Source organism: Arundinibacter roseus, assembly GCF_004348825.1.
GTDB lineage: Bacteria > Bacteroidota > Bacteroidia > Cytophagales > Spirosomataceae > Arundinibacter > Arundinibacter roseus.
On the sequence record NZ_SMJU01000008.1, the window covers coordinates 334,839 to 347,769 of the forward strand.

9 protein-coding genes and 1 tRNA gene are annotated in these 12,931 nt (G+C 47.2%); 6 read left to right on the top strand and 4 right to left on the bottom strand.

The features are described from left to right. The first annotated feature begins 148 nt into the window (after positions 1–148). Both hflX and EZE20_RS14820 read left to right on the top strand, forming a co-directional pair. Entirely contained in the window at positions 149–1,402 is a 1,254-nt protein-coding gene (gene hflX, locus EZE20_RS14815; protein WP_132118984.1) for a GTPase HflX, read from the top strand. A gap of 51 nt (positions 1,403–1,453) precedes the next feature. Further along, positions 1,454–1,525 (top strand) — tRNA-Arg (locus tag EZE20_RS14820). 120 nt (positions 1,526–1,645) lie between these two features. On the opposite strand, the gene EZE20_RS14825 is transcribed toward EZE20_RS14820, so the two are convergent. Both EZE20_RS14825 and EZE20_RS14830 read right to left on the bottom strand, forming a co-directional pair. Further along, positions 1,646–1,852: a YgaP family membrane protein gene (locus EZE20_RS14825; protein WP_132118986.1), complete on the bottom strand. Its 207-nt coding sequence runs from the start codon at positions 1,850–1,852 to the stop codon at positions 1,646–1,648. A 118-nt stretch (positions 1,853–1,970) separates the two neighbouring features. Further along, positions 1,971–3,485, bottom strand: coding sequence for a peroxiredoxin family protein (locus tag EZE20_RS14830; RefSeq protein ID WP_132118988.1), 1,515 nt, complete (start codon positions 3,483–3,485; stop codon positions 1,971–1,973). 232 nt (positions 3,486–3,717) lie between these two features. Here EZE20_RS14830 and EZE20_RS14835 point away from each other — a divergent pair, with 232 nt between their 5' ends. After that, on the top strand, positions 3,718–6,702 hold the full coding sequence (locus EZE20_RS14835) for an FAD-binding and (Fe-S)-binding domain-containing protein (protein WP_132118990.1): 2,985 nt from the start codon (positions 3,718–3,720) through the stop codon (positions 6,700–6,702). Between the two features lie 21 nt (positions 6,703–6,723). Here EZE20_RS14835 and EZE20_RS14840 read toward each other — a convergent pair whose 3' ends face one another. After that, on the bottom strand, positions 6,724–6,957 hold the full coding sequence (locus EZE20_RS14840) for a hypothetical protein (protein ID WP_132118992.1): 234 nt from the start codon (positions 6,955–6,957) through the stop codon (positions 6,724–6,726). Positions 6,958–7,399: 442 nt separating this feature from the next. On the opposite strand from EZE20_RS14840, the gene EZE20_RS14845 reads away from it, so the two are divergent. Both EZE20_RS14845 and EZE20_RS14850 read left to right on the top strand, forming a co-directional pair. Next, the gene (locus EZE20_RS14845; protein WP_132118994.1) at positions 7,400–8,131 is read left to right on the top strand and encodes a hypothetical protein; all 732 of its coding nucleotides are present in this window, start codon (positions 7,400–7,402) and stop codon (positions 8,129–8,131) included. 127 nt (positions 8,132–8,258) lie between these two features. Then, positions 8,259–10,778 (top strand): glycosyl hydrolase, encoded by a 2,520-nt coding sequence (locus tag EZE20_RS14850; protein WP_132118996.1) that lies wholly within the window; start codon positions 8,259–8,261, stop codon positions 10,776–10,778. Between the two features lie 79 nt (positions 10,779–10,857). Here EZE20_RS14850 and EZE20_RS14855 read toward each other — a convergent pair whose 3' ends face one another. Further along, complete coding sequence (locus EZE20_RS14855; RefSeq protein ID WP_132118998.1) at positions 10,858–11,364, bottom strand: C40 family peptidase; 507 nt, start codon at positions 11,362–11,364, stop codon at positions 10,858–10,860. 261 nt (positions 11,365–11,625) lie between these two features. Here EZE20_RS14855 and EZE20_RS14860 point away from each other — a divergent pair, with 261 nt between their 5' ends. Next, a complete protein-coding gene (locus EZE20_RS14860; RefSeq protein WP_132119000.1) occupies positions 11,626–12,906 on the top strand; it encodes an amidohydrolase family protein in 1,281 nt (426 codons plus the stop codon). Positions 12,907–12,931 lie beyond the last annotated feature (25 nt).

A 12,931-nucleotide genomic window follows, 5' to 3' on the forward strand; every position in this document is an offset into this window, starting at 1 on the left:
CGTACATTTAGTAAACGGTAACCAGAACTTTTAAGTGAAAATTACCGTTTTACACGACCTGACTTATCCTTAAAAAGTCGGACAAATGACCACATGAAGGAACAAGCCGTTTCTTCAAATTTCAAATCAAGCCTAGTTTTACGATTGAATGATTGATAAAAGAGAACTGAATTCGACTGCCAAAAAGCAGGAAACAGCCGTGTTGGTGGCCGTCAGTCCGCAGCGCCAAAGCCCCGGCAAAACCCGGGAATACCTGGACGAGCTGGCTTTTCTGGTCACTACCCTCGGGGTAAAAACACTGCATACATTTACCCAAAATCTTGAAAAACCCGACTCCCGGACCTATGTAGGAAGCGGCAAATTGCAGGAGATAGAAACATTTATTCAGGCCGAACCCGTAGACATGATTATCTTCGATGACGACCTGAGCCCATCGCAGGTTCGTAACCTGGAAGCTACTTTTGAGGACATCAAAGTACTGGATCGCAGTTTGTTGATTCTGGATATTTTTGCCATGCGCGCCCAAACGGCTCAGGCCAAAACCCAGGTTGAGCTTGCGCAGTATCAGTACATGTACCCGCGACTGACACGCATGTGGACGCACCTTAGCAAGCAAAAAGGGGGCGTCGGGATGCGTGGACCCGGAGAAAAAGAGCTCGAAACGGACCGACGGATTATTAAAGACCGGATCACGTTTCTGAAAGAAAAACTCGACAAAATCGACCGCCAAAGTGTGACTCGTCGCAAAGAACGCAATCGTCTCGTACGCGTGGCATTGGTGGGATACACAAACGTAGGAAAATCGACGTTGATGCGCCGCCTGGCCAAAGCCGATGTTTTTGCCGAAAATAAGCTGTTTGCTACCGTAGATTCTACCGTCCGGAAAGTATCTGTGGGAAATATCCCGTATTTACTTACCGACACCGTTGGGTTTATTCGCAAGTTGCCCACGATGCTTATTGAGTCGTTCAAATCTACCCTGGATGAAGTGCGGGAAGCGGATTTGTTGGTGCATGTTGTAGATATTTCGCACCCGTCGTTTGAAGAACACATGGAAGTGGTGAGCAGCACGTTGGCCGACATTGGCGCGGGTGACAAACCTACGATTGTGGTTTTTAATAAGATTGACTTGTACAATCCGGACGCGGGAGAAGAAGATTTCGACTCAGAAGTAGGTTACGGAGAAACCCCTAAGCAGGTTCCTATTGAAACCTTGATTGATCAGCTAAGCAAGAGCTACCACGCTCGTAAAGCCGAGCATGTGGTCTTTATCTCGGCCGAGTTCAATGAAAACATGGACGAACTGCGGCATCATATGGGCGAGTTGGTCAAAGACAAGCATTTTTTGATTTATCCGAATTGGCTGGACGTGGGCTATTACGACACGGATTTTGACGAGTAGAGGTTTGTTCAGCAAATGAAAATTGTCGAAATTCGCAGGCCCAAAAGGCATGACCCCGTAGTTCAACGGATAGAATAGAAGTTTCCTAAACTTTAGATATGGGTTCGATTCCCGTCGGGGTCACTTTTTTACACATTAAACTCCTGCAAATCAATGATTTGCAGGAGTTTATGTTTTATGCCAATTCCCCAAAAAACTAAAGAAAGACTTATAAATGCTACTCGTTTGATACCGGAGAGAAATTTAACTCCTGGTTTTGCAGGTGGAGACTCCAAAAAGTGTGTACAACGGGCAAAAACTCAAAAAACTCGTGAGTAAAAATACACCGGCCACGACCAGAGCAATGATGCTGAGCGTGGGAGAAACAAGATTTGAAAAGTAAAGTGTAACGGCGGCAATCGCCAAAATTACGCGAATCATGCGGTCGGTGCCGCCCATGTTGGTTTTCATAATTTTCTGAATAGATACGGGTGATGAACTAATTATTTATAGCCCGAAGATAAACCGTATCTTCCTGTTGTTCAGTGACTTTTATTACACTTATCTTTATTTAATCAAAAGTCTTTCTCTATTTACTCGCCGCTACCCGCAGACTACTTTGCAGCGATTTATTATGCGGAAATTCCTGGGGAATCCACCGATTGACGATCCGGCCTTCGGCATCTATAACCATAAAAGGAAAGCGGGGCTCAATGGCATATAAAGCCTTAAACATGTCTATGTCTTCGTCAGAAGCCCATAAATGCAAGGCCTGAGGACGAGGTTCGAGGTAGTCTTTCCAGGTTCCAAACGGAATGCCGGACGCCACACTTATATAAACGAAGGTTACGCTATCACCTTTAATATCTTCCAGCAGTTTTAGCGTAGGCTCGTGCTGTTTCAAACTAAATGCAAACGCCACGCAGAGGTTTTTTCCTTTCAAACTGCTGAGCGACACGGCGGTGCTATCCTTGTTGAGTAACGTAAAATCAGGAGCCGGGTTTCCGCTGTTAAGTTTTTCTTTGGTGGCAATCAGGGTGGAAAAATATTTATTTACTTCCGATGCCGGAAAGCGCTTTTCAAAATCTGAAAAAATCGTTCGGGCAGCCTCCATAGACTGCATCGCCGTGACCGCATAGTTGAGCCAATACGTGAGCAGGTATTCCTGCTGTTTAGGATATTCGCTGAGTTTGTCGGCACTTCGTGCATAAACATCCAACAAGGCTTCCTGATCAAGAGCGTACTGATTTGATAGCAATTGCGGAAATTTTTCAGTGGACGGAATCAGGATCCAGTTGCGCAGTTCGTTTCGGTAGGCAAGGCTAAAAAGAGCCTCGTCGGGAAAGAGCTTAAACTTCGTCAACGATATGGCATTCAGTTCTTTACGCTGTTCAGGCGTCAGCTTCACAGGTGTATTCTGACGCATCTCACGGTCTTTTACTACTATTTCCATGAGGTACGGTTCTACGTGAGTAGTCGCTCGTACGTACGTATCAAAAATGGCGTCCGGAGAATGTTTGGCCTTAAATTCTTCATAGCTTTTTAACCGGACTTCCGCTAAACTGTCACTTTGCTGGATAATTGCTTTATTATCGATTTTCCGGGGATCAAACCGAAAAGCGGGAAGATATTGATAGTGATTTTCTAAAAAATACTCCTGCAAAAACTCCTGATGAGCTATATTTTTACCCTCAAACGTAAGGTTATTTCCCGGCTGCACGGTAATTGTCAAACTCTCCTGAGGGACAATGTACAGCAACTGCGTACGGCTTTCATGCATCATCTCGCCGGGCGACAAATTATTGGTTGGTTTTTTTGAGGCAATAGTCAGCCGTACCAGCAAAGGCTTATCTACCTCAAAAGTCGTTGAACCATCTTTTTGAAAACTCAGGTCAAACACGTCAATTGTTTCGTACTCGGTTTCGGCGAGACCAATGCCCAACGTTTCGTGAAAGCGCACCCGTTCCAGCATGAGTGAATACACATAATCTATTTCAGTGGCCGAATTAATGGTGATTTGCGCAGAATTTTGAGCCTTGCCGGGAGTCAGTCCGAAGGTAATCGCCGAAGCAAAAATTAATACGTAAAAGAGGATTTTTTTCATAACGTAATGTTTCAATGCACTGTTTTTACCATTGCCTGGTAGTGGGCATACTCTCCAAAACCGCACCAGCACCATACGATTCCGATAGTTTTATTTTGTTAAAAGTAACCGATTCTTGCTTCCTATGCTTTCAAAGCAAAAAAATATTGGGACTAACCTGTGAATTACCCCTCAGGAATTTAGCATCCCGCTTTGATCCACTAATTTAGCACTCTATTTTCCAACTCTTATCATGCACCAACCTACCTTTTTCCAATTCAATTCGTTACGCACAAGCCTTGAAGGCGAACTTTTCTACGATGATTCTGCTCGTGATCAGGCCATTCGGCGGCTGTATGCAACGGACGCATCGGTCTATCAGGAACTTCCCGTGGCGGTTGCTCTACCCAGAAACAACGACGATTTGAAGAAATTGATTGCATTTGCAGAAAAGCATCGGATTACGCTTATTCCAAGAGCAGCCGGAACTTCCCTCGCCGGGCAGGTCGTTGGAAATGGGTTGGTGGTAGATATCTCCAAACATTTTAATAAAATCCTGGAAATCAATGCCGAAGAGAAGTGGGTACGCGTTCAACCGGGCGTAATCCGCGATGATCTTAACAAACACCTTGCTCCTTACGGACTACTTTTCGGTCCCGAAACTTCCACGGCGAGCCGTGCCATGATTGGCGGAATGATTGGAAATAACTCCTGTGGACTGCATTCCATTACCTGGGGCACTACCCGTGACCATTTGCTGGAAGTAAAAACTTTACTTTCGGATGGATCAGAGGCGGTATTTGCAGAAATGAAAACCTCAGAGTTTTTGGAAAAAGTTTCTGGAAATTTAGTAAACGGCAAACGCGAGCAAGCAATTTATGCGGGCATGTGGGGAATTATTTCCAATCCTGTGGATCAGGAATTAATCGAAAAAAACTTTGCAAAGAAATCTGTAACCCGACGAAACTCCGGCTATGCGCTCGACAGTCTTCTGGATACGGCAACTCAGAATTCTGTAAATAAAGACATTTCTGATCCTGACACCAGTCTTTCGCTGGCCCGCCTCATTGCGGGTTCGGAAGGAACGCTCTGCTTCATTACGGAAGCAAAGCTAAATCTTGTGGACGTCCCCCCCGCCGCCGTTGGGGTGGTGTGTGTGCATACATCCACACTTGCCGAAGCGCTCCACGTCAACCGCGCAGCCATGACCCACGTGCCCAAAGCGTCGGAGCTTGTGGATAAATACATCATGGATTTCACCAAACTGCATCACGAATATTCAAAAAACAGGTTTTTTCTGGAAGGCGATCCCGCTGCGTTACTTTTGGTTGAGTTTTGGGGACACACCCCGGCAGAGGTAGAAGTATTGGCGCAAAACCTGATTCTGGATTTGCAGAAGGAAAATCTTGGCTATGCATGGCCACTTTTGTTTGGCGAAGATGCCAATAAAGCCTGGGATATTCGTAAGGCCGGGCTCGGGTTAATCCGCAATCTACCGGGAGATACTCAACCAGTTAATTTGATTGAAGACTGTGCTGTAGCCGTAGAAGATTTGCCTGAGTATATCGAAGAACTGGAAAAACTACTGACCCGCCACGGCCTGCATGCTTCGTACTATGCCCACGCAGGCGCAGGGGAGTTGCACGTAGAGCCCATGATTAATCTCAAAACGAGTGCGGGCAAACAGCAGTTTAGGGATGTATTGGCTGACACGGCCGTACTGGTCAAAAAGTACAGGGGTGCACTGTCGGGCGAGCACGGCGACGGTCGGCTTCGGGGTGAGTTTATTCCGTTTATGATGGGGCAGGAAGTGTACGAGCTTTTCAGACAAGTGAAGCATATCTGGGACCCGAACGGGATTTTCAATGCCAATAAAATTGTGGACACGCCGCCCATGAACGAGTCGCTGCGCTACATTCCAGACGCACCGAAGCCTGTGATTTCTACGCTGTTTGATTTTTCAAAAGATGAAGGAATTTTACGACTGACCGAAAAATGCAGTGGCTCAGGCGATTGCCGAAAAACCGAACTGACAGGCGGCACCATGTGCCCCAGCTACATGGCCACCCGTCGGGAGCGCGACACGACACGCGCCCGGGCCAATATTCTGCGCCAATTCTACACCGCCGAAAGCGTTCCAGCTGCACTTCAAACCAGTCCCGAAATGGTCAAAGAAGTGCTTGATTTGTGTCTTTCCTGCAAAGGCTGCAAGGCTGAATGTCCATCAAGTGTGGATGTTGGTAAAATGAAAGCCGAATTTACTCAGCAGTATTACGATACGCACGGAGTACCCTTTCGGTCGCGTTTGGTAGCCAATTTTACCAAACAAATGAAACTGGCAGCCTGGGCGCCCTGGGCCTATAATGCAGTTTTTGGCACACCTGCGGTTCGCAAAATCGCCAACCGTCTGGTAGGTTTTCATCCTGATCGCAGCATGCCGCTTCTGCATAAAACCACGCTCAATGCCTGGTTCGAGAAAAGAAGCAAACCAACGCTTCCGGCGGATGCGCCCTTTGTATACTTTTTCTGCGATGAATTTACCAATTATAATGATGTTGAAATTGGTCAAAAAGCCATTTTACTTCTCGAAAAGCTGGGTTATCAGGTAGTGATTCCGGCGCATCTTGAATCGGGCCGAACGTACCTGTCCAAAGGATTGGTGCGTGAAGCTCAGGCAATTGCCACTACAAATGTCGGTTTGCTGAAAGATCGGGTGCATGCGCAGGCCCCGCTGATTGGCCTGGAACCTTCGGCCATACTTACGTTTAGGGACGAATACCCCGACCTGGTATCGGCTGAATTGCAAACAAATGCTCGTCAACTAGCTTTACACACCTTTTTGTTTGAAGAATTTATAGCCCGTGAAATCGAAGCCAAACGCATTCAGGCGGCTTCTTTTACTACCGAAAAAAAACAAATCAAACTGCATGGCCACTGCCACCAAAAGGCGCTGTCGTCTCTGACTTACGTCAAAAAAGCGCTGTCAATTCCGGCAAACTATACTGTAAGTTTGATTCCGAGTGGATGCTGCGGCATGGCCGGAAGCTTTGGCTACGAAACCGAGCATTACGATGTTTCCATGCAGATTGGCGAACTCGTTCTTTTTCCGACCATTCGCCAGCAACCCGATGAAGTATTAATTGCAGCGCCGGGTACAAGCTGCCGCCATCAAATAAAGGACGGAACCGGCAAAAAAGCCCTGCACCCGGCGGAAATTTTGTGGGAAGCGCTGATGTAAAATTACCTGATCCTATGCGTTCTAATTTCGGCTATCCGTAGCCAGGGTATCGGCATAGGCGTCGCCATTAACTGTATCGGAGCTCATAGCTCCTGGTGTTGGCGTACTGCCGGGTGCTACGTTTCCATCGTGATTAAACACGCCACCGACAAAAGCGATGACCATCAGTAGCAGACCTACGGCAATAATCCATATCCAGGTTTTATTGACTTTTTTGGTAGCCCGCGTTTCTTCATTCAATTCCTGTCTGTCCATAACTTTTGATTGCTATTGATTGTAGGCTATTCAGCACCAAATTTGTACCAATGCACTCAGACAGGCAATTTAAGCCGGGTGTGTAGAAATTAAACCCCTTTTTTGCACCTATATACGCATGCCGTTTTTTTAAAATCCTTCGGTCCATTTTTGTATACTGCATTCTGTTCATGCCCCGACGAAGCTCCCGAATTCAACTCGTTTGTTTAAGTAGATTTCTTTTTTTTGTATGTGAAAAACGGTAGTATTGTTCAGTCTAATTTTCAATGAATACTGGAAAACCAACTGGAAGTTTTTTGATCATCAACCTTGTCCTGCTTTTTTTAAGTACTTGAATATATTTAGTTTTCAATAAATGGATAATCAAACAATGGTACAAATATCTGATTATCAGAATAATAAAAAAGCTAATTACTAATAACCTAAAAGCTAACAGCTACTTATGCGCCTTAATTTTTGTTTAAAAGCCCTTTGTCTGACTCTTTGTCTACCGCTGCTAACGCAGGCGCAGGAAAAAAATGCAGTTTCATTTTCGGGCGGATACAGCCTGCCTCTCGGTAAGTTTGCTAGCGAACAATTCAGCGATCCGGAGGCTGGTCTTGCGGGTTCAGGCATTTTTGCACAGCTTCGCTACGAGCACAAAATTGGTCGTTGGTGGGGGTTGCGACTCAGCGGCAACCTGAACATAAACCAAACCAACCCAGATCCACTGATAGAGCAATACAGCATTTTACTTCCCGATCCCGAAACCTACTCCTGGGAAAGTACCGTCACTCAATGGAGACTGGGAGCCATTCTTGCGGGTCCGATGGCCTACGTTTCGTTGGGAAATATAGAGCTGAAAGGCCATGTACAGGCAGGATATGTATTTGCCAAATCGCCCGGAGTTACACTTATGGGCACCTCTACTACGGGCCTGAACTCGGTGGATGCCGGCCTTCCCGGCGCTTCTACGCAAGCCTTTGGCTATGGGGCGGGCGGGGCGTTGCGGTTTCGTCTTTCGGAGCACCTGCGGTTTCAAATCACCGGCGACTGGATTGGCGCAAACACCGAACTAAAAGATGTACCTACCTACGTAAAACTAGGCGACCGCCCCCCATTTGAAGGCTTCATCGATTCCAAACGCTTTGTAACGGTGCTTAATGTCGGCTTGGGGTTGGTGGTGGTGTTTTAGGTTATTGATTTTAAAGTGATTTCAAAAATAAGGAGCAATCCATAGACTCCTTTGACTCTTCTTCGTTCAGGGCAATGATGCTGAAACCACGTCAACTGTAAAACCAATAGCTACTTAATATACCGGAATGAAATCCTTCTTACTCACCCTCTCCGCTCTTTTCTTCTTTTGCTCGACTACTTTTTCACAAACCATTTCTACGGCCAAGCCCTGGACGTACTGGTGGTGGATGGGCAGTGCGGTGTCTCAGGAAGATATCACTACGCAGTTGGAAGGTTTTCGAAAAGCAGGTTTGGGGGGCGTTCACATCATTCCGATTTATGGAGTAAAAGGTTTTGAAAAAGATTTTTTGCCGTTTTTGTCCGACCCGTGGCTGGCGGCAATGGAGCACACCGTTCAGGAAGGCAAGCGGTTGGGGCTGGGCGTAGACATGACCACCGGAACGGGCTGGCCGTTTGGCGGCCCTAATGTAGCCGAAACCCACGCTGCCCGCACGATGACGTTCAAACAAAATACGCTGGCCGTGCAGCCTACCAAACAAAAGGTAAAACGTGCCGCGCCGGGGGGAGAAGGTTGGGTGCTCGATCCTTTTCATGCGGAAGCGATGACAAATTATTTAACGCGCTTTGACTCCACACTCGTGCAGGCTGAGCAGCAGCCAAGAGCGATGTACATGGATTCGTACGAAGCCTACGGTGCCAACTGGACCGTCGATTTTGCGGAGCAGTTTCAACAGCGACGGGGGTATGATTTGCTCCCAATCCTCAACCAACTCGCTGACACGACAACCGCTTCGGAACTCGTCCGTATAGATTACCACCAAACGCTGGCCGAACTCCTCCTGGAACGGCACACGTTTCCGTGGACGCAGTGGAGCCGAAAAAATGGTTTCGTAACCCGCTATCAGGCGCATGGCTCACCGGGAAATCTACTGGATTTGTATGAAGCTTCCGACATTCCCGAAACGGAGTCGTTTGGTACAAGCCGCTTCGCCATTCCGGGCCTGCGGGTAGATCCTGACTATTCGGTCAAACAGTTTGGGACACCGCATCCACTGGCCATGAAATTTGCCTCTTCGGCAGCGCATTTTTCAGGAAAAAAACTGGTAAGTTCCGAAACCGGTACCTGGCTGGCAAATCATTTTAAAGTGTCACTTTCGCAGGTAAAACCGCAAATTGATGAGCTGTTTGCTTCCGGCATCAACCATATTTTTTACCACGGCACCACCTACTCTCCTCCGGCGGAGGGCTTTCCCGGCTGGCTTTTTTATGCCTCCACTAACTTTGGTCCGCAGGCGCACTTTGCCGGTCATTTTGGCTTGTTGAACCGCTACGTAGAAAATTGTCAGAACCTGCTGCAAAACAGCCAACCCGATCAGGATGTGCTTGTCTATTTTCCGATTCACGATTTGTGGGCCACTCCGCCACGGTCGTCAGGGGGCATTCATTTGCTGGAAGTACACCACGTGGACAATTGGCTACTCAAACTCCCGTTTGGGCGTTTGGGTGAACAATTGCTCAGCAAAGGCTATGCGTTTGATTTTGTGTCGGACCGTCAGTTGGAACGACTGCGGGTCACTAAGGACGGTGTGATACTGTCGGAAGGTGCACGCTACAAAACCATTTTGATTCCGTCCACAACCTATTTACCCCAAACTACTCTTCTCGAATTACAGCGGCTGGCGCAGGCTGGCGCACGGCTGATTTTTGATGGAAAAGTTCCTCAACTGGTGTCGGGTCATGCCAACCACGCAACAAGACAGACCGATTTCCAAAAAAATATGCGTCAGTTAGTCAGCCTGAAAACGGTTTCTGTGGCTGCAAATCTGGATGATGCTTTACGTAAAAACGGCGTCGTGATCGAAGAGATGGCTGCCAAAGGATTGACGTTTATCCGAAAAACTCAGGACGGAAATCCGCTGTATTTTGTGGCGAATCTTAGCAATACGTTCACAGCCGATTGGCTGACTGTCGGACCAGGAATACAACTCCGGCAGTATGACCCGCTGACGGAAGAGGAAACCGTGCTACCAACCCGAAAACTTTCCAATAAAACCCAGGTATTTCTCCGCTTGCTACCGGGACAATCCTGTTTTATGAAATTCAGCAAAGAAACGGCTAATGAACCTTTTACGAATAAACCTCCCCGCGAGTTAGCGCTGAACGGAACCTGGGACCTTACGTTTCTTGCCGGAAAACCTTCCCTGCCCGAGGCGGCTACGATGGCAACGCTGCAATCCTGGACAACGCTTTCTGACACCGCCCGCTACTTTTCTGGAACGGCCCGCTATACGCTGAAATTCATGGGCAATGTGGAGTTAGCTACGTCAAATACGGTATGGCTTGATTTGGGAAATGTCTGCGAAGTGGCCGAAGCAAAACTAAACGGACAAGCCGTTGGAACGGCATGGAGTATTCCATTCAGACTAAAAATAAACCCTGAACTAATCAAAACAGGAGAGAATATTCTGGAAATTGAAGTAACCAATTTATCAGCCAACTACATGCGCCTGCGCGATCAGCAGGCCCCTGACTGGAAGAAATTTTATGACATAAATATCGTAGACATTACCTACGGGAAATTTGACGCTACGAAGTGGCCGCCGATGCCGTCCGGATTGCTGGGACCGGTGCGGATTTTGTATTGAAAGAAACGCTTTTTTACCTAAAAAACCCCTGTCGATGCAAACCATCGACAGGGGTTTTTATTTGTGTTAAATCAGTGGGTTAAATCAACCGGATTACTTTCACAAATCGGTTTTCGTAATAGCCTTCCAGGGGAGTTACTGTCACGGCATGTTGTTTTCCGGAAGTTGCATGAATAAAGTCCAGGCCTTCCAAATCGTTTTTGACTACGATTCCGATATGGCCAACGGTTCTGTTTTTAGGATTTGTACCCGTAAATAAAACCAAATCTCCGGGCTGTGCCTCTTCTACTTCCACGTCTGTACCAACCTCCGTAAAATCTACCGAGGAGCGCGGAACCTCAATTCCAAAGTGCGTATAAACATAGTGAATGTACCCGGAGCAATCGAAGCCGGTTTGAGGGTTAGCCGAGCCGTAGTAATAAGGAACACCGTAGTATAGCTTGGCGTACTCAACCACAGCGTCACCCGTTGGGAAATCTGAATTATCGGAAAGTATGGTATTTTCTATCGAAGATAATTCGGAGTTATTTTCTGGGGTACACTGAAACAAAAGTCCGGTTAGTAAAAGCATCAGGATGTTTTTCATATCGTGAAAGGTTAGCTCAGCCAGGAAAACAGCTGAATTTTAAAAATCACTTTACCCGGGTCAAAGTGGGCAAAGTAAAGCAAAAAACAGAAGAGGAGGATTAAAAAAGACAGGGAGAGTGTACAGATATATAACCACTAGTAGACAAAAAACGTTCAGATTTATCCTAAAAACATACAACCTTGGGTAGCTTTAATTCAAAATGGAGTAGTATTTTATGTAAATTTCAGTCACTGATTTGGATTTACTCTTGAATACACTATGAAAAAATATCCGCTAATTGCACTACTCTGCCTGACGATTTGTACCTGCCAAAGTCAGGAAAAATCTCCATTCCTTTACACGGCATTTACGGGCGCCACGCTCATCGACGGGCACGGCGGTGCGCCTATTGTTAATGGAGTTTTGGTCATTCAAAACGGACGTATCGTTTCCATCGGAACCCGTGATCAGGTTAAAATTCCGGAAAAAGCGAAAATTATTGATGCCAGCGGTAAGACGATTGTCCCTGGATTGATCAACGCTCACGGCCATGTGGGCGACGTACAAGGGATTGAGGGCGGACATTATTCAGCCCAAAACGTACGCGACAATCTGGCAATTTATGAACGTTACGGCATTACTTCGGTCGTTAGTTTGGGTGGAGATCAACCGGAAGCCGAACCGCTTCGGGCTGTACATGCAGATTCACACTCGAACCCGCCAAACGCCCGTCTGTATATCGCCGGCGAAGTAATTACGGGCCAAACGCCTGCGGAAGCACTTACGGTCGTTGAAAAGAATCATCGGATGGGCGTTGATTTTATGAAAATCCGGGTGGATGATAATCTGGGTTCATCGCCCAAAATGTTAGAAGCCGTGTACCGCGCCGTGATTCGCCGGTCGCATGAATTAGGTTATAAAATCGCCACGCATATGTACTACCTCGACGATGCCCGCAAACTGCTTGAAGCAGGTACGGATATGCTCGCTCACAGCGTACGCGACTTGCCGGTAGATGAGGCTTTTGTGAAACTCTTGCAGCAAAAAAAAGTGCCTTACTGCCCTACCCTGACCCGCGAGCTGTCTGCCTTTGTGTACGGCGACACGGCAAGTTTTTTCTCGGATCCCTATTTCCTGAAAGAATATGATCAAAAAACCATTGCTCCACTTCTAAACCCCGCGCGGCAACAGCAAATCCGGCAAAGCAAAGCTGCCCGAATTTATAAGCAGCAACTCCCAACCGCCATGGCCAATCTGAAAACCCTGAGCGATGCGGGCGTGCCGATTGTTTTTGGAACGGATAGCGGCGTTCCGACTCGTTTCATTGGGTATTTTGAACACCTGGAACTGGAAATGATGGCGGAAGCGGGTCTGAGCCCGATGCAGATTTTGCAATCAGCCACCAAAAATGCTGCGGAATATATGGGTCTTAAAAATGTTGGCACGCTGTCTCCCGGAAATTATGCCGACTTCCTGATTCTGGACGCCGACCCATTGGCTGACATCCGGAATCTACGGAAAATTTCCAGCGTGTATTCTCTTCGACTTCGCTCTCTCTGACTTCGCTGTCACCCTGAGCGGAGTC

Coding starts and splice junctions, on each gene's coding strand:
- EZE20_RS14825 (WP_132118986.1), bottom strand. CDS start 1,852: ATGAAAACCAACATGGGCGGCACCGACCGCATGATTCGCGTAATTTTG.
- EZE20_RS14855 (WP_132118998.1), bottom strand. CDS start 11,364: ATGAAAAACATCCTGATGCTTTTACTAACCGGACTTTTGTTTCAGTGT.
- EZE20_RS14835 (WP_132118990.1), top strand. CDS start 3,718: ATGCACCAACCTACCTTTTTCCAATTCAATTCGTTACGCACAAGCCTT.
- EZE20_RS14840 (WP_132118992.1), bottom strand. CDS start 6,957: ATGGACAGACAGGAATTGAATGAAGAAACGCGGGCTACCAAAAAAGTC.
- EZE20_RS14830 (WP_132118988.1), bottom strand. CDS start 3,485: ATGAAAAAAATCCTCTTTTACGTATTAATTTTTGCTTCGGCGATTACC.
- EZE20_RS14845 (WP_132118994.1), top strand. CDS start 7,400: ATGCGCCTTAATTTTTGTTTAAAAGCCCTTTGTCTGACTCTTTGTCTA.
- EZE20_RS14860 (WP_132119000.1), top strand. CDS start 11,626: ATGAAAAAATATCCGCTAATTGCACTACTCTGCCTGACGATTTGTACC.
- EZE20_RS14850 (WP_132118996.1), top strand. CDS start 8,259: ATGAAATCCTTCTTACTCACCCTCTCCGCTCTTTTCTTCTTTTGCTCG.
- hflX (WP_132118984.1), top strand. CDS start 149: ATGATTGATAAAAGAGAACTGAATTCGACTGCCAAAAAGCAGGAAACA.